The 15,699-nt window shown below is 68.4% G+C and carries 17 protein-coding genes; 4 read left to right on the plus strand and 13 right to left on the minus strand.

Annotated elements, in window-relative coordinates; genetic code table 11:
- Window positions 1-5 precede the first annotated feature (5 nt).
- The 7 genes from DNK56_RS14605 to DNK56_RS14635 form a co-directional block, all read right to left on the minus strand.
- Complete coding sequence (locus tag DNK56_RS14605) at window positions 6-557, minus strand: hypothetical protein (protein ID WP_241989871.1); 552 nt, start codon at window positions 555-557, stop codon at window positions 6-8.
- Window positions 554-757, minus strand: coding sequence for a hypothetical protein (locus DNK56_RS14610; RefSeq protein WP_111334144.1), 204 nt, complete (start codon window positions 755-757; stop codon window positions 554-556). Before DNK56_RS14610 ends, DNK56_RS14605 begins: the two co-directional genes overlap by 4 nt.
- A gap of 54 nt (window positions 758-811) precedes the next feature.
- Window positions 812-1,708: an IS982 family transposase gene (locus tag DNK56_RS14615; protein WP_111330452.1), complete on the minus strand. Its 897-nt coding sequence runs from the start codon at window positions 1,706-1,708 to the stop codon at window positions 812-814.
- A complete protein-coding gene (locus DNK56_RS14620; RefSeq protein WP_111334146.1) occupies window positions 1,705-2,622 on the minus strand; it encodes an ATP-binding protein in 918 nt (305 codons plus the stop codon). Before DNK56_RS14620 ends, DNK56_RS14615 begins: the two co-directional genes overlap by 4 nt.
- Window positions 2,619-4,043 (minus strand): protoporphyrinogen/coproporphyrinogen oxidase, encoded by a 1,425-nt coding sequence (locus DNK56_RS14625; RefSeq protein ID WP_111334148.1) that lies wholly within the window; start codon window positions 4,041-4,043, stop codon window positions 2,619-2,621. The genes DNK56_RS14620 and DNK56_RS14625 overlap by 4 nt, the downstream gene beginning before the upstream one ends.
- 201 nt (window positions 4,044-4,244) lie before the next feature.
- Window positions 4,245-4,499, minus strand: a complete 255-nt coding sequence (locus DNK56_RS14630; RefSeq protein ID WP_111334150.1) for a hypothetical protein — start codon at window positions 4,497-4,499, stop codon at window positions 4,245-4,247.
- Window positions 4,500-4,563: 64 nt separating this feature from the next.
- On the minus strand, window positions 4,564-5,748 hold the full coding sequence (locus DNK56_RS14635; RefSeq protein ID WP_111334152.1) for a helix-turn-helix domain-containing protein: 1,185 nt from the start codon (window positions 5,746-5,748) through the stop codon (window positions 4,564-4,566).
- Between the two features lie 120 nt (window positions 5,749-5,868).
- On the opposite strand from DNK56_RS14635, the gene DNK56_RS14640 reads away from it, so the two are divergent.
- On the plus strand, window positions 5,869-6,423 hold the full coding sequence (locus DNK56_RS14640; RefSeq protein ID WP_111334154.1) for a flavoprotein: 555 nt from the start codon (window positions 5,869-5,871) through the stop codon (window positions 6,421-6,423).
- Between the two features lie 146 nt (window positions 6,424-6,569).
- Here DNK56_RS14640 and DNK56_RS14645 read toward each other — a convergent pair whose 3' ends face one another.
- From DNK56_RS14645 to DNK56_RS14665, 5 genes are all read right to left on the minus strand, one after another.
- Window positions 6,570-7,082: a hypothetical protein gene (locus DNK56_RS14645; RefSeq protein ID WP_111334156.1), complete on the minus strand. Its 513-nt coding sequence runs from the start codon at window positions 7,080-7,082 to the stop codon at window positions 6,570-6,572.
- A 289-nt stretch (window positions 7,083-7,371) separates the two neighbouring features.
- Window positions 7,372-9,258 (minus strand): glycoside hydrolase family 15 protein, encoded by a 1,887-nt coding sequence (locus tag DNK56_RS14650; protein WP_241989872.1) that lies wholly within the window; start codon window positions 9,256-9,258, stop codon window positions 7,372-7,374.
- Window positions 9,255-9,452, minus strand: a complete 198-nt coding sequence (locus tag DNK56_RS14655) for a DUF5999 family protein (RefSeq protein WP_111334158.1) — start codon at window positions 9,450-9,452, stop codon at window positions 9,255-9,257. Before DNK56_RS14655 ends, DNK56_RS14650 begins: the two co-directional genes overlap by 4 nt.
- Before the next feature lie 171 nt (window positions 9,453-9,623).
- Window positions 9,624-10,187, minus strand: coding sequence for an AAA family ATPase (locus DNK56_RS14660; RefSeq protein ID WP_158558520.1), 564 nt, complete (start codon window positions 10,185-10,187; stop codon window positions 9,624-9,626).
- On the minus strand, window positions 10,184-10,729 hold the full coding sequence (locus tag DNK56_RS14665) for an ATP-binding protein (RefSeq protein WP_111334162.1): 546 nt from the start codon (window positions 10,727-10,729) through the stop codon (window positions 10,184-10,186). The genes DNK56_RS14660 and DNK56_RS14665 overlap by 4 nt, the downstream gene beginning before the upstream one ends.
- Before the next feature lie 460 nt (window positions 10,730-11,189).
- On the opposite strand from DNK56_RS14665, the gene DNK56_RS14670 reads away from it, so the two are divergent.
- Window positions 11,190-12,341 carry an XRE family transcriptional regulator gene (locus DNK56_RS14670; protein ID WP_146610481.1) on the plus strand — a complete coding sequence of 384 codons (1,152 nt, stop codon included), beginning with the start codon at window positions 11,190-11,192 and terminating at the stop codon, window positions 12,339-12,341.
- Window positions 12,342-12,450: 109 nt separating this feature from the next.
- Here the strand turns inward: DNK56_RS14670 and DNK56_RS14675 are convergent, their stop codons facing one another.
- Window positions 12,451-14,220, minus strand: a complete 1,770-nt coding sequence (locus tag DNK56_RS14675) for an IS1634 family transposase (protein WP_111334132.1) — start codon at window positions 14,218-14,220, stop codon at window positions 12,451-12,453.
- A 312-nt stretch (window positions 14,221-14,532) separates the two neighbouring features.
- Between DNK56_RS14675 and DNK56_RS14680 the strand changes: the two genes are divergently transcribed.
- Together DNK56_RS14680 and DNK56_RS34970 are read left to right on the plus strand one after the other, a co-directional pair.
- On the plus strand, window positions 14,533-15,435 hold the full coding sequence (locus DNK56_RS14680; RefSeq protein ID WP_111335808.1) for a phosphotransferase: 903 nt from the start codon (window positions 14,533-14,535) through the stop codon (window positions 15,433-15,435).
- A complete protein-coding gene (locus tag DNK56_RS34970) occupies window positions 15,420-15,635 on the plus strand; it encodes a DUF6879 family protein (RefSeq protein WP_446750464.1) in 216 nt (71 codons plus the stop codon). Before DNK56_RS14680 ends, DNK56_RS34970 begins: the two co-directional genes overlap by 16 nt.
- The last annotated feature ends 64 nt before the right edge of the window (window positions 15,636-15,699 follow it).

The following is a 15,699-nucleotide window of genomic DNA, read 5'->3' on the forward strand; positions in this document are numbered from 1 at the left end:
GCGGCTCACGCCTCCTTCGGGGCGAGAAGACCGAGGGACCGCAGTCGGCCGGTGATGGCGTGGGGGCGGTTGAGGTGGACGACGGGCTGGCCGTCAGCCTGGTCCGGGCGGAGATGTTCGGCCCAGCGGCGGCGGTGCCGGCGGTGGTGGGCCGGGCCCCACCATAGGATCGAGTCGCGGGCCAGCAGATGGCTGAAGGTCTCCCGGTTCCCGGCGAACAGCTCCTGCCGGGTGCCGGCCCGCCGGAGCGAGCGGTTGATCAGCCGGGGCAGACAGACCCTCAGCGGCAGGTCGAGCCAGATCACGAGTTCGGCGCGGGCCAGCAACCTCTCGCCGACTTCGCCGCCGTAGTTGCCGTCGGCGATCCAGATGTCCGCGGCCAGGGCGTCTCGGACGCGGGCGTGGAAGAGCTCTGGGCCGACAGGGGTCCACCTCGGTCCCCAGAACAGCTCGTCCAGGTCGAGGTGGGGCAGGCCGGTGTGGGCCGCGATGGCGGTGGCGAGGGTGGACTTCCCGGAGGCCACCGGGCCGACCAGCGCGATGCGCTTGGGTATCACGGAAGCCTCCTCGCAACGGCGTCAGCGAGCCGTTCCAGCAGGTGAGGAGTGTGCACTCCGGCGGTCACCTGCATCGCCGGCACCCGGGCGACCAGGTCGTCCATCACGTCGGCGGCCTGCCGGGCCAGTTCGCCCTCGGGACGGGTGCGGTCGGCGAACCACGGGTGCAGCCAGTCCTCGTCGTGCGGGGTACAGCACACGGCGGCGAGCGCGGCGCGGGCCGCCGCCGCCCTAGACGAGTAGTTCCGATGTGTTCAGTGATCGAATGCGGTCAGCGACCGCAGGACCGGGGCTCCGGTCTTGTGGTTGTGCCAGATCGCGGCGGCCATCGCGAGGATGCGCTGGGCGACACGGACGGCGACGCCCTCGAAGGTGCGTCCGCCGTGCTGCTCCAGGTCGAGCTGGCCTTTCAAGGTGTCGTTGACCGACTCGATCAGCTGCCGCACCGACTTGAGCAGCGACTCGCCCTTGCGGCGCTTCTCCCGCTTGAACGACGGGCGGAGCAACTGGGCGCCGCGGAAGGCGAGATCGGTCTCGAACTCCTTGGAGGCGAAGCCCTTGTCCGCGATGACGAGCAGACCGGGCCGGTCGGCGGTCAGGTCTGGTTCGCGGTCCAGCATCGCGGCCAGGACCTCGCGTTCGTCGATCTTCGGGCTGGCCAGGGCCCAGGTGATGGGCATGCCGGTCGGCGTGCAGACCAGGAAGAGCCGCAGGCCCCAGTAGAAGCGGGAGTGCGAAGCGCAGTACCCGTATCCGGCCCAGCCGGCCATGTCCGACCGCTTCACCGTCGGGCGGGACATGCCGCACGGCACGGGCGTGGAGTCCACGATCCACTGGTTGTCGAACCAGAAGTCCGTGTCCACCGCGAGCATCCGTATTGCCTTCTTCACCAGCGGCAGCGCCGCACGCAGCCGCTTGTTGTATCCCGGCCGCTTGGGCAGGTACGGGAACATCGCACTCAGGTTGCCGTGAGCGAAACGCAGCCAGCGGGCTTCCGAGGCGAAGCCCAGCAGGGACTGCGCGACGGCCAGACAGACCAGCTCGGAATCACTCAACTGCGGTGGCCTGCCCAGGCATCGGGCCCCTCCGATCTCGTCGTCGATCTTCACGTACAGTCCGGTGATGAGGGCGTCCAAGTCTTCGTTCGTCACAAAACGATCTTGGGCGCCCTCGCCATGTCTCCGGGCGGACCATCAACATTCGGAACTACTCGTCTAGGGAAAGCGACGCTGATGTCCCGGTCGTCGTCATAAAGCCGCGGGAGCACGACGAGCCGCAGCGGGGCGCTTTCCCTCACACGGACGGCGAAGGCGCCAGCGAAGTCGTGTGGGGTGCACGAGGCTTTGCGGGACGTGCCGAAGTCGGTCGGCAGCACGCTGTGCGGCGGCAGGCTGCTGTTCGGGGCCAGCGCGGACAGGGTGCCGCCGGCGATGCGGACCGAGATCGGTACCCCGACCACGCTCGCGGCCGACTCGGTGACCAGTACGCGGTCAGACCCGACGAGGTCGGCGCGACGGTGAGCGGCCAGGGCTGTGAGCAGGGTGGTCTTGCCGGCCCCGGATGGGCCGGCGATCAGTACCCCGTGGTCGTCGACCGTGGCGGCTGCGGCGTGGAAGGCGGTCCAGCCGCGGTGTTCGGCGCAGCGCAGGACGACCTCGCGGATCACCCGCAGGGCGTACCGCTCACCGCGGTCGGTCCCTGGGTGCAGCACGATGTGCAGCTGGCCCGTCGTGTCGCGGGCGTACAGGTGGTCTGCCGGCAGGTGCGAGGCGGGGTCGGGCCTCCACCAGCGGACCTGCCCAAGCCGTGAGTCGAGGTACGGCTCGCCGCGGAACGGCAACACCTCCAGCGAATGTGCATCGGCCAGGCGGGCCCCGTGGTCGCGAAAGAGGTCTTCGCTGTGGTGGATGCGTATCTGCGTGAGCTGCCCGCACAGCGGTGCCGGCGAGGTTTCGGGGGAGAAGTGCTTCAGGTGGATGCTCTGGTCAGCCTGGAAGGTCTCGTCGGTGCGGACGTCGAAGCGGTGCCCTGCGAAGGCGACCGTCCCGTTGCTGCGGCCGCTCACCTCCGTCCCCCTGTTGCCGCCATGGTGTCGGGTGCCTGAATGAGGAGTTCTTCAGTGGTGCCGTGCACCAGGCGTCGGGCGATGTCGATGCCCATCTTCACCGCGTGATCCATGTTGCCGATCTCGTAGCGCCACGTCCCGAACCGGCCTCGTGGGTAGATCCCTTGGGACTCCATCCACGGCACCACTGTGCCCAGGGCCTCATCACGGTCGAGGGTGGGTATCGGGTAGGCGTAGTCGATCAGTTCCAGGTGGGTACTGGCCAGCGGCGCGTCCTCGGGCACGAGGCCGTGGCGCCGCAGGGCCTGGTCGCAGTCGCGTATGAGCTGGCGGTGGTCCAGCGGGGTCCCCGGCAGCATGGAGGTCTCGGTCATCCACGCGCTGAATGTCGTTGTGTCGGCGCCGGGGACGTTGGCAGGCGCGTACTTGCTGAAGTTCGTGGCCCGGTAGAACGGCACCTCAGGCTGGGGGAAGTACAGCCAGGACCGTTCGTCGGTGGTCGGGGCCTCGTAGCCGAGGCCGACCATGGCCACCGTGGTGTGCCGCAGCCGTCCGGCTGCCGCTCGCACCGCGTCCGGGGCGCCGGCCGTGATGGCGGAGAGCTGGTCAAGGGGACCGGTGGCCACCAGGTGGTCGAAGCCGATGAGGTCGCCGTCGGAGAGCGTGACAGTGCGGGCGGCCGGGTCGACGGCGACTGCGCGGACTGACGTCCGCAGGCCCGCGTCGAGCCGTGTGGCCAGGCGGCGCCAGATCTCTCCGGTGCCGCCGCGGGCGGGGAAGGCGAAGGTGGCGTTGGGTCCCCACCGGCGGGCCGGCGGGGCGGTCCCCGAGAAGGCAGCCAGGATTTCACCGGGATCGACCGGGGCGACGCGTTCGGCGACCCAGGACGAGGCCATCTGCTCAGGATGCGTCGCCCAGACCTTGGAGTTGTACGGGCCGAAGAACCGCTCCACCAGGCCCGATCCGTACATCGCCTGCAGCCACGTGGCGAAGTCCATACCCGCGGCCATCCCCTCCTCGCGCCGCTGGCAGGCGCGAAGAAGATCCTGCACACACGCCTCGGCATCCTCGGCCGGGAGACGGTGAAGGTACTGCTGGAAGGGGTAGGGCACCCACCGGTCGCGGAAGCGGACGTAGGACGACCGGTCATGATGCAGCAGCTCGTCGGGGGCGAACAGCTCGGCAAGCAGCCGGTCGAACTCGCCGAAGTGGGAGAAGACCACGTGCCCGCCCAGGTCCCAAGTGAAGCCGGCCGGATCGACCACGGATGAGGCAAGTCCGCCGGGCAGAGGGGCAGCCTCCAACAGCGTCCAGGAACGGTGACCCAGCCGCTTCAACTCGTCCGCGCAGGCCAGGCCACAAGGGCCGGCGCCGAGAATGACAATCCTCTCGGAGGGTAAGGCGTGCGGTGAATCGGGCATGAAGCCTCCTTTGACCGGCAGGCGGTAAAGCTATGGCCCGCGTCCGGCGGGCGGCGGTGAGAGAACGGGGGTGGGGCGACCCGACCGCCGATGCACGGGAAGCGGCGAGGCCACCCTGCTCAGCATCGTCTTCGACCACGAGGGGTTGGTGCGTGAGCGCGGGCCGCCGACAGGCTCCAGCTGGCGCAAGCTGGAGGAGCCTCAGGTCGCCGGCCCCTCGGTGTCCGGGTCCAGGTGTGCGTTGTGGATGTGGAAGTAGGCCACCTCCACCTGCTCCTCGAAGCCCATGCCGTCCGCGAGCGCCTGGAACATCGTCCTGCTGACGGACCGGCAGTAGTCGCAGGTCTCCACGTTGGCAGGGCCCTCGCGGCGCGCCATGGCTGCACGGGCCTGCTCCACTGCTTCAGGGGACAGCCCGTCCAGCAATTCCTCGGTCAGGTCCGTGTCATCGCTCACGCCGCCATCGTGGCCACTGAGGACCCTGGAAACTCTTTCACTTGAGCGAGAGTCCCAGCTGCCCCTACATGCCGATCCAGCCCGCCATGTTCCGCAGCGGCTCCGGTGTCCGGCGGGAGAGGTGAACGAGTCCGCGGATGGTCTCCCTGGCACCAGGGTGATAGCGGGTCTGCTCCGGCGCCGCCCGCCGCGCCGCCCAGAGCGACCTCAACGACGGTTCTGCTTTGCCCAGTTCCATCTCAATGCGGGCCCGGTCGATGAAGAAGTGCGCGCGGCGGGACGTCGCGAGCGAGGCTGGCAGCTTGATCGCCTTGGCCTGCCGCAGCGCCTCGTCGTACTGCCGCATCTCCATCGCCACGGTCATCTCGTGCAAGGCCACGTTCACCGGGCCGAAATTGAGCCAGTGCACCTTGCTGGCGTCGCCGACCCGCCCCGCGTACTCGCGGGCCCGCGCGATGTGCTCGGCGGCCGCGCTAACGTCCTCCGCCCGCGCGGCAAGCACGGAGCCGCCGAGGTGAAGCTGGCCGGCGACGGTGAGGGCTTCGCGGGTCGAGTCGTCCGGGCCGAGCAGCCTGTGGCCGGAGCCGACCAGGCGCAGGCCGATGCCGTACTCCCCTTCGCGGAAGTAGACCAGTCCCCGGAAGTACTGCCGCATGGCTGCTAGGCAGGGATCCGAGGCCCGCTCCGCGGCCCAGCCGAGCCGGTCGAGGGCGACGCTGGCAAGATCGAAGTACCCCAGCTTCACCGTGACGTCGTGCGCGGTGCGGTAGGCGGAACCGAGGGCCCGCCACAGCTCCGTCGTCGGCGAGCGCCAGCACAGGGCGGTCAGCTCCGTGATGACGTCCGGAAGGGCTGCCGCCGCCGCGTGCAGGTGGGTGGCACGGACATGGGCACACAATTCCTCGGTGGCGGTGACGAGCTCGCCGGCCGTGCGTGTAGTGACCCGGGGATCGTCGCCGAGGTCGTACAGGTCGAGGGACTCACGGATTGGCCGGATCAGCTCCGCCAGCCGGTCCTCCTGCATCTGGGTCACATACGGCTGGCCCGTCAGCACCGTGACGTCGATCCGCAGCGCTCGCGCGACCGCCGCGATGAAGTCCGCAGACGCCGGCCTCGCCCCGCACTCGACCTGGGTGAGCCAGCTGTACGAGTACGGAATCCGGTTGGACAGCTCCCGCTGCGTCAGTCCCGCCAGCCTCCGCTGCTCCTTGATCCGCGTACCGGTGTGGTCGTCGTCCCGCGTCGGCATGCCGGCCTCCCGTCTCAGACCCGTCTCCTGGAACGCTACGCGCCGCTCCATGCCGCGAGAGGCGGATTCACAAGGGAATCCGCCAAGTTGACGGCGGCCCGGCTGTGATCGGATACCCTCATGACCACTCCGACCCTGTACCTGTTCAGTAGCGCGGCCCCGCCTGTCTTCGACGTCGCGCGCGTCATCGAGGAAGCGCAGGCCGACGGCTGGGACGTATGCCTCGGTCTTACCCCGACGGCCGCCCGCTGGCTCGCCGACTCCCTCGACGGCCTCGCCGCCCTCACCGGCCACCCCGTCCGCTGGGACTACCGCCTCCCCGGACAGCCGGACGTGTGGCCGAAGCCGGATGCAGTTATCGTCGCTCCGGCGACCTTCAATACGATCAACCAGTGGGCGCTCGGGATCACGGACAAATGGCTCGTCGGCGTGGTTGCCGAGGGCATCGGCAAGGGCATCCCCATGGTGATGATGCCGTGCGTGAACCGGGCATACGTTGCGCACCCGCAGTTCGAGCGCTCGATCGATGCCCTCCGGAGCGCTGGGGTCCGGGTGCTCTACGGCGAGGGCGGCTTCATCCCGAATGAGCCAGGCCAGGGCAATCCCGCCACGTACCCGTGGCGGGCCGCCCTGGACGCCGTCGCCAACAACCTCGGCCCGACCTCCATCGCCTAGGCTTCCTTTCAACGCGCCGGAACGCGCTCCACAAAACAAGACGACGGTTGCCGGCGACGATGCCGTACCCGGGACCGCTCGCGAGTTCGCCGAGGATGCCGACAAGGTCGGGGATGACGCCGCGTTCTTCCTCGCCGGCCGTGAGGTCAGTCAGCCGTGCGTGCCGCTGGCAGAACCGCTCGGCCGTCTCGTACGGGATCCAGCGGGTCAGCGACTGACTGGGCACGCCCCAGTAGATGAGCGGCAGCTCCTTCGGGCCGGCCAGGTCTGGCAGCTTCCGCAACTCCATCTCCCTTCGGACGCCCTGGTAGGAGCGCCAGGCTCGGTCGCGGGGAGTCGTGCAGGACACCGTCGACGTCGAAGATCAGCACGGCTTCCTCCGGCTGGACGAGGGGCAAGCCACACCAGACGAGCAGGTGCGGTTCGGGGTGTCGGACCGCGCACCATCCGACCAGCTCCTCGCCCGCCCTGGCGAGCACGAGCGCCGGAGGCGCGCCGGTCAGCGCGTTCGTCAGCCTCGACCGCACCAGCGAGGCACTGACCGGGCGGTCGTCGCTGAACCCCGCGATGCCCCGCTGCCCAACGACCGCGAGCTGCTCACACAGCCCGTCCGACAGGACGCCCGCATGCACGGCGATGTCGATGGAATCGGTGCTCATGCCGCCTCCCCGGGTCCTGCGAGGCCAACCGAGCGGGCCGTGAGGTCGGATGCTGCCGTGGCGTTGGCCGTCTTCGACGGCTGCTCTTCGGCAGAAGCCATGTCCGGTATCGTCACCGCTGCTCCAAAGTCGCGGGAGTCGTTGGACTCGTCAGCGACCATGCAGCCGACCAGCGTCAGACCGATCAGGTTCGCCCCGATCAGGACGAGGCCGGAGGTTCGGCCCTGCGAAGCCCGGTGTCGCCCCCGGGTCTGGCTCAGCCCACCCGCCGGTAACGAAGAAGAAGCACTCACCGCCCGATCACCCCCGCGGCGATCCGGCGCCCCTGAGAGGCGCGGGCGGTTGCGACGGCCCGGATAGCCTGAATGACAGCGATGTGGGAGAACCCCTGCGGGAAGTTGCCCAGCTGGCGCTGGTGGTGGACGTCCCACTCCTCGGCGAGCAGGCCGAGGTCGCTGCGGATCCGGAGCAGGCTCTCCAGGAGGATCTCGGCTTCGTCGACGCGGCCGATGGTGCAGAGCGCCACGATCAACCACCCCGAGCCGATGAGGAAGGTGCCCTCGTCGCCGGCGAGGCCGTCGACGCCCGGCACCTCGCCCCCGGTGCGGTAGCGCAGCAGGAACCCGCCCGTCGTGGACAGCTCCTGCTGGATCGCCTCGACCGTGCCGATGACCCGCTTGTCGTCCGGTGGCAGGAACCCGGTCGTAACGATCTGCAACAGGGAGACGTCCAGCTCCGTCGAGCCGTACGACTGCGTGAAGGTGTTGCGTTCCTCGTCGTATCCTCGCTCGCACACCTGCTGGTGGATCGCGTTGCGCAGCTCACGCCACCTCTGCAGTGGCCCGTCGGCACGGCCATCCTCGATGAGCCTGACCGCACGGTCGACCGCGCACCAGGCCATGACCTTGGAGTGCACGAAGTGCCGGCGCGGACCACGGACCTCCCAGATTCCTTCGTCCGGCTGCTCCCAGAGGATCTCCAGGCACGCGACGAGGTCCGTGATGATCGGGGCTACGACAGGGGCCAGCTCTGGATCGTGCTCCTGGGCCGCGTACAGGGCGCCGACGATCTCGCCGTACACATCGAGCTGCAGCTGCTTCGCGGCTCCGTTCCCGATGCGGACCGGGGCGGAGTTCTCGAAGCCAGGCAGCCAGCCGAGCGCGGCCTCGGTCAGCTCTCGGCTGCCGTCGACCCGGTAGATGGCCTGCAGGTTCTCGGGCCGGCCGCCGATCGCTGTTCGCAGCCAGCCGATCCAGGCCCGGGCCTCCTCCACGTAGCCGCAGCTGAGAAGGGCTTCGACCGTCATGGCGGAGTCACGAGGCCAGCAGTAGCGGTAGTCCCAGTTGCGTTCGCCGCCGATTTTCTCGGGCAGCGAGGTGGTCGGAGCGGCCACGAATCCGCCGGTCGGTCCGTACTGGAGCGCCTTCAACGTGATGAGAGAGCGCTCGACCGCCTCCCAGTGGGGGCCGGAGTACGTGGACTTGGCCGTCCAGCCCGCCCAGAAGTCCGCGGTCTGCTTCAGCAGCCCTTCCAGTGCGGGAAGCGGTGGCGGCTCGTCGCCTCCGGGCTGCCATGCGATCGTGAAGGCCAGTTGCTCATCCTTCACGACGCTGAACTCGGAGATCAGGTCGCCGCCGGACACGCGGGTGCGTGCGTCGGTGCCGAGCCATAGGCGGCCGTCGCCCAGACCGACGTTCGTCCGGCGGCCGGCGATGTCGAGCCGCGGAACAGCCCGGCCGTAACCGGGACGGGCCCTAAGGACGGACCGCATCGGAACCCGGCCGCTGACGCCCTTGACGATCCGGACCAGCTGCGTCACGTCGTCCTTTTCGGTGAAGGGCATGAAGTCGAGAAGCTGGACGGTGCCGGAGGGAGTGATCCAGGTGGATTCCAGGATCAGCGTGCCGTCGAGATAGCGCCGTCCGTCGGCGGCGGGCGCGGTGCCGTGCGGCCCGGCGGGCCCGATGCGCCACATGCCGTGGTTCTCGCTGCCCAGCAGCGCGGTGAACGCGGCTGCGGAGTCGAAGCGCGGCAGACACATCCAGTCGATGCTGCCGTCGCGGTCGACCAGCGCGCCGGTGCGTCCGTTGCCGACGAGGCCGTGGTCCTCGATCCGGCCCGCCCGCCGCGGACGGTGGGGGATCTCCGCGGGGGGACGCGGGGAAGGGAGCTTCACGCTGCCACCGCCGTCGGCAGGGCACGGTGAGGGGCGACGATCTGGCCGTCGGGGAGCAGCTCACCGGTGTCGTCGAAGAGCAGGACGCCGTTGCACAGAAGGCTCCACCCCTGCTCGGGGTGATGGGCCGAGAGACGGGCCGCCTCACGGTCTGCGGAGTCGGCGCTCGGGCACGGGGGTTGGTGCTGACACATGGTGGGAGTCCTTGTGGGTACGGCAGGAGACGGGAGCGGTGGACGAGCAAGCCAGCGGCTTCCGGTGGTCAGTTCCCGGGGGACCCGAGCGGAGATTGTGGAGCGCTCGGAGGCCGGGAAGAGCCAGGGAGCCAGACGGACGTTCGCTCTACTCCGTGCGTCGTGCGGCTATCAGTGGCAGGAATGAGCCGTGGGAGGCTCGCTGGCATAGGGATGCGGCGCGTGCGGAAATCGCTCAGTTCTAGGGGAGCTGGCGAGTGCGTGCAGAATCTCCGCGATGCACTCGGCCGTGGGCTGTTGGGTGTCCACGACGATCTTCGGAGCCAGAATCGAGCCCGCGCTCCCCGCGTCTCCCGGGGGCCCTTCAGCGTCCTTGTGGGCCTTTTGAGCGGGGTCCTCCGACACAGGGGCTGTGCGGACGCATTCGATGACGTGAAGGCGGTGGCCTATACCGCCGGCCAGATGCCGGAGCGCTCGCACATCGCGGGCCCGTGTGAGGGGATGAGCATCGAGGACTACTGGGGAAGTGGGGCGCTGGTGGAGATTCCACACCGCGGCCTGCAACAGCCACTCGTAGAGGCGGGCCGCTTGCTCGTGCGAGGTGGTGCGGGACGTAGGGAACATCACGGTTCGCAGTTGGGCGAGGTCGAGCAGGACCCCGCCGATGACGATCGCGAGATGTCTGGCCAACTCCGACTTGCCCGTACGCGGCCGACCGCCGATGGCGACGATCACCGCGCCTCCACAGCCGTGCATCCGCTCGAGGCGACCTCGCGCTTACGAGCGGGTACTTCCGCCTCGCCCGGCCAGCGGAAGAAGGCCCACACTCCCTTGCCGACAACCTCTCCGTCACGTGTCGCGGGAGCCGCCGTCCAGTGGTCGGCAATCGCGGAGACGAGCCGGAGACCGCGTCCACCGTCCGCGGTGTCGGGCCGGAACACCGGCGCGGGAACATTCGGCGAGTTGTCAGTCACCAGGATGCCGAGTGCCGCGCCGGGTTTGACGGAGAGCGACAGCCCGAGCGTCTCGGTCTCGCCCGCTGGCCGAGTTCGACCATGAAGCACGGAGTTCGTCACCAGCTCGCTGGCCACGAGAAGGACGCGGTCCGTCAGCTCGTCTTTGCGGCTGAATCCCCAGCCCAAGAGCTCTTCCTGGAGGAACTGCCGCGACTGGGGCACGGCCTGTCCCGAGTTCGCGAGATGGATCGTAGCCAGTTCCGCCTCGACATCGTGCGCCAGGACAGCGAGGAACTGTCCGGTCTTCCGAGTCGACGTCATTGAGCGCACCCCCAATCCTGGATGGCGGGTGCCGCCGGCCGATGTCCGGAGCGCGGCGGCACCCGCAGGCTCACGAGCCAAGACCGTCAGGTGTCGTGGCCGGCGAGCCGCTTGTGGTCTCGGGAAGCCCGAGGAGGGCAAGAGTTGCTCCCGTGCACCAGGAGCGGCAACCGTGACGGTTCACGTAAACGTGACCGGCTTGCGTGACGCTTCACGTATTTCCAGGGCCGTACTTGACGGAGCCGCGTTTTCTTGAAACAGAGCGGACAGCATGTCAGTACGCTGGTCGGCGAGTTCGAAGGGAATCAACTCCATGCGACGTGGCCCTGGACCCCATCGTCCGTCCTGCGCAAAGCGGTTACGCGAGAGCGGTGCCGAACGCGGACAGTCAACCGACGAGATCGCCCGCACGATTCAGACGCACTGCTCCGTCTCCCCCTTGCGCGCACAGCGTCTGGCCATGGGCCTCACCCTGACCGAGGCAGCGGACCAGATCCGCGAGCTCGTCTCTGACCTGGACAGGGCCCCCCGGGTCACCGTGGAACAGCTGCGGCTCTGGGAAACGGGAGGGCATCAACCGCTTCGTTCCACCGTGCTCGTGCTCGCCGCCTTCTATGGCTGCTCGCCCGGGGGGCTGGGCCTGGAAGACACCGAGGCCGTCGCTGGCATCGTCCTCCGGGCAGAGTCCCGGCATGGGCACCGCGCCGAGATCACCCCCATGTCCGCCATCGGCGAGCGGATCCCGACGGCTGCCGAGCACCTCTCGCACAGGGTCGACGCCGCGCGGCGTGCGGTGGACCGTACCCTGGCCTCCGCGACGGTCAACTCCAACCAGCTGGACCACATCGACGAGATGGTCCTTTGGGCCAGCCAGGAGTACATCTCCACCCCGCCGGCCCTGATGCTCACCCGCCTTCTGGACCTCCTTGCCGAGGTCGAGGAGCTGGCCGCATGCCGACAGCCAGCCGCCGTCCAAGTTCGGCTCTCGGAGCTGACTGCGATGCTCTCCACGCTGACTGCCGACGCACTCATGAAACTTGGAGACCTCACGCGGTCGCGATCTTGGTATGCCACAGCGCGTACCGCTGCGGACGACAGCGGAAACTCGGAGCTTCGAGCTCGCGTCAGGGCTCAGGCCGCGATGCTGCCCTTCTACTACGGTCCGATCACCCAGGCGGTGAATCTGTGCCGGGAGGCCAGGGTGATCAGCAGCAGAGCACGAACCAGCGCCACGCACGCCTTCTCGGCAGCAGCAGAGGCGCGGGCCCTGGCCAAGCTTGGCGCCGAGGCCGAGGCCGAGGCCGCACTGCGCTACGCGACGAAGGTGTTTGAACAGTTCGGCGGAGACTCGGCGGACGATGCCTTCGCCTTTCCGGAGCGCCGCTACCTGCTCTACAAGAGCGGGACGCTGACCGCTCTCGGGCACACGCGCGAGGCCCGCCAAGTCCAGGATCAGGCGCTCGTCCTCTACCAGGACAAGACAGGGATCGATCCTGCCCTCCTCCGGCTTGAAGCAGCCATCTGCTACGCGCGGGACCGAAGCCCTGACGAGGCGTGCCAGCTGGCCGGCGCCACCTTCCTGCGGATGGACCCCGCCCACCGCACACCCTGAGTTCCGCAGCTGAGGTGGCGCTCTAGTACACGAATCTGGGGGTTGACCTGCGGATATGCCAGAGCGCACGCCGGATCGGCGTGTGTCTAGGCGGGAGCGTTCATGCAGGTCAGGCGGGTGTGCCGGGTTCCAGGGTGATGATGCGCTTGGGCTCGGGGATCTTGAGCTTGGCGAGGATGTCGCGCTGGGTGGGGCTGGTCTCGGTGCGCTGGCGGAAGGTCCCGGCGGGGCCGGTGAAGGTGCCGACGTGGATGCGTTCGAGTTCCTCGCGCAGGTTCAGCCAGGTGTCGCCGCAGGTGGTCTCGGCGATGCGGATCAGGAGCAACGTGAGCCAGCAGAGCAGGACATGGGCGCGTATCCGGTCTTCCTTGCGGTGGTAGACGGGCCGCAGATCGATGATCGTCTTCATGTCGCGCCAGCCGCGTTCCACTTCCAGCAACTGTTTGTAGCCGGTCGCGATGTCTTCCGGGGACAGGTGCGGGTCGCTGCAGCGCAGGAGGAACTTGCCGTCCAGGCGCTCCTCGGCCTTGATCGCCGCCTTGTCGATCCGCAGCAGCCCCTTCGGGGTGACGCGCAGGAACCGGTTCAGGCCGGGCTTGGTGGACAGCCGGCCGCGCAGTTCGGCGCGCTTGGTCGCGCTCAGCTTGTCGGTGTCGGCGATCGTCTCGCCGAGCTGGGCGAGGAGGTCGCTGCGGATCGCGGCGTCGCGTTTGGCCTGTTCGGGGTTGTGGCAGATCACGAACCGGTCGGCGGTGTCGTCGAGTTGGACCTGCTTGACCTGCATGTTGTCGGCGACGTGAGCATAGCGTCCCTGCCGGGAGAGGGCGGCTTGGGCGGCGGGTGAGCCGGAGCGGATCTTCTCGCCCAGGATGTAGTGGCCGCCGGCTCGCTGCAGGAAGCGGCGGTTCTTCTCGGAGGCGAAGCCGCGGTCGGCGACCCAGACAACCCGGGTCAGTTTCCATTCCCGCAGGTCCTCGCGGACCTGGCGGATCAGCGCGGAGTCCCCGGTGTTCCCCGGCCAGGACCAGACGCGGATCGGGATGCCGGTGCGGGTGACCGCCATGCCGATGACGACCTGTGGAAGATCCGGGCGGTGGTCCTTGCTCTTGCCGTACGCCCGGAACGACTTCACGTTCTCCTCGCCGTCGCCGTCGCCGTCGCCGTCGCCGTCGCCGTCGTGATCGTGGTTGTCTGGCTGGGCGTCCGGGTCGGTCTGCGGGTGAAGGAGGCGTCCGTGCTCGTCGCGGGCGGCGGGGGTGTCGGGCTCGCCGGTCTCGAAGTAGGTGCTGGTGGTGTCGAAGAACAGCAGGTCGACTTCGAGGTTGAGGAGGTCGGCGACGGACCAGTAGACCTCTTCGGCAAGCTTGTCTTCGATGGTCAGCAGCCAGTCCATCGCCCGGTAGCAGGCGTCCTCGCTGGTGGCGGGCAGGCCGGGGATGTGGCTGTCGTGCTCGATCCAGCGAGTCGCGGCAAGCTTGGAACTCGGGGCCAGGGCCCGGTTGGCGACCAGCGCGAACAGCACCCGCTCCGCGGCCGGGTCCAGGCGGCGGCCCTTGAGGAGCTTCTTCATCACCGTGTCGATCCCGATGCGGTGCCACAAGCCGTCCAGGGCGTGGGCGCCGCCCATCGGGCGGGAGGCCAGGAACGTCAGCTCCGAGCCGGATGTGGCCCGCAGTGCGGCAGCCGGCTCGAGCAGCTTGGTCAGCGAGGTGACCAGCCGCTCGATGGCCGCCCGGTCCAGACGGTCCTCGCGGCCGAAGTTGTGCAGGACCTGCGGGCGCGAGGTGCCGGCGGCAGCGTCCCACTGGTTGTGCGCCAGCTGCAGATAGCGCACGGACGAGCCGTCCTTGTTCTTCCGCGTCGTCGCCCGTACGTACATGGTTCCAGACCTTAACAGCAACACCACAGGTCAATACAGGGAAGTCGCGCAGAACGTGTTACTAGGAGATTCCGGTTGTTCCACCAGGCCGGAACCCAGTGACCTGCGACAACGCCGTCATCCGTGTCCAGGATCCCCGATTAGCTGCGGAACGCAGGCACACCGATCGTGGAGGAAAGAGCCCGCGAGGTTGTACAGGTCCTTCCGTCGGTTATACGGACAGGCCGGGCGGCGCGCGAGCTTCTTGAGATCATCGAGCTTCCGCCAGGCCGGATGTGACAGGACGGGCCCGTGTCGGTAAGCCTGTGCGACATGACAATCACGCCGGCCCCGGGTGGGTTCGACGAGTTCGAGATGTACCAGGTACTAGAGCGGGCCTGCGCGAAGGCCGGCCTCGACAGCCGTGATGCGCGTCTGCTGCGCGGTCACACCAACGCGGTTCTCCTCCTGGAGAAGGAGCAGGTGGTGGCCAAGATCGCTCGGAAGGGAACGGACGTCGAGAGCGTTGCGCGCACAGTTACTTTCGTACGCTGGCTCATCGAAGCAGGCTTTCCTACCGCCCCGCTGCACCCCTGCGATCAGCCGCTGATCGTCGATGGGCACTCTGTCACCTTCTGGACCTACCTGCCACAACCCGAGCACCCGGTGGCGGCCGGGCAGCTGGCCGGTCCCCTCAAGGCGCTCCACTCGCTGCCTCCGCCCCCGATCGCCCTTGCTGAGCACGACAACATCCGTGCGATCCGCCGCTCACTGACCGCGATCACATGTCTCCCTGCCGCAGCCATCCGATACATGGAGGAGGAGGCAGACCGACTCGAGGGGGCATTGTGGGGAGTCGACTTCGCGCTTCCCCCCGGACTGATACAGGGCGACCCACAGCACCGAAACGCGTTGCACACCACCGACGGATCTGCGGTGCTGTGCGACTGGGACACGGTCGCCCATGGTCAGCCGGAATGGGACCTCGTCACGGTCGAAGTCCACTGTCGGCGGTTCGGCTACGGCCAAGCTCACTACCAAGCCTTCGCGAGCACCTACGGGTGGGACGTAACGAAATACGCCGGCTACTCGGTTTTGCGTGATATTCGGGAGCTGCGCATGATCACCACTAACGCACGAAAAGTTCGACATGCTCCTGAGTCTTTGAGCGAGATCCGGCGGCGATTCGACGGGCTCAGGAGGAGGGACACGCAGCTCCCCTGGAACATCCTCTAGCGTTCGGCCTAGAGCCCTGCTGCCCCGGCAACGACCTCTGGCTGATCGACGGCCGTCTCATGCTGTTCCACTGGTTCACCGGTGTTGGCGAGTGGGCGGGACACGAGTTCAACGAGGACTCGGCCACGGTCAAGATGGTGATCGCCGCGTTCGAGGCCGTCTGGGAACGGGCCATCCCGCACGAGGAGTTTACGACCTAGCCTTACCGTCCCACCCTCACCGGACTCAAGCACGGCGCCTCCAAGCCGCCTTACCGCCTCGGCA

The sequence above is a fragment of the Streptomyces sp. AC1-42W genome (genome assembly GCF_003248355.1).
Lineage (GTDB): Bacteria > Actinomycetota > Actinomycetes > Streptomycetales > Streptomycetaceae > Streptomyces.

What these genes read in the sequence shown, in the direction of transcription:
- DNK56_RS14670 (WP_146610481.1), top strand. Translation starts at nt 11,190, where the DNA reads ATGGGCCTCACCCTGACCGAGGCAGCGGACCAGATCCGCGAGCTCGTC.
- DNK56_RS14625 (WP_111334148.1), bottom strand. Translation starts at nt 4,043, where the DNA reads ATGCCCGATTCACCGCACGCCTTACCCTCCGAGAGGATTGTCATTCTC.
- DNK56_RS14640 (WP_111334154.1), top strand. Translation starts at nt 5,869, where the DNA reads ATGACCACTCCGACCCTGTACCTGTTCAGTAGCGCGGCCCCGCCTGTC.
- DNK56_RS14635 (WP_111334152.1), bottom strand. Translation starts at nt 5,748, where the DNA reads ATGCCGACGCGGGACGACGACCACACCGGTACGCGGATCAAGGAGCAG.
- DNK56_RS14675 (WP_111334132.1), bottom strand. Translation starts at nt 14,220, where the DNA reads ATGTACGTACGGGCGACGACGCGGAAGAACAAGGACGGCTCGTCCGTG.
- DNK56_RS14645 (WP_111334156.1), bottom strand. Translation starts at nt 7,082, where the DNA reads ATGAGCACCGATTCCATCGACATCGCCGTGCATGCGGGCGTCCTGTCG.
- DNK56_RS14655 (WP_111334158.1), bottom strand. Translation starts at nt 9,452, where the DNA reads ATGTGTCAGCACCAACCCCCGTGCCCGAGCGCCGACTCCGCAGACCGT.
- DNK56_RS14680 (WP_111335808.1), top strand. Translation starts at nt 14,533, where the DNA reads ATGACAATCACGCCGGCCCCGGGTGGGTTCGACGAGTTCGAGATGTAC.
- DNK56_RS14665 (WP_111334162.1), bottom strand. Translation starts at nt 10,729, where the DNA reads ATGACGTCGACTCGGAAGACCGGACAGTTCCTCGCTGTCCTGGCGCAC.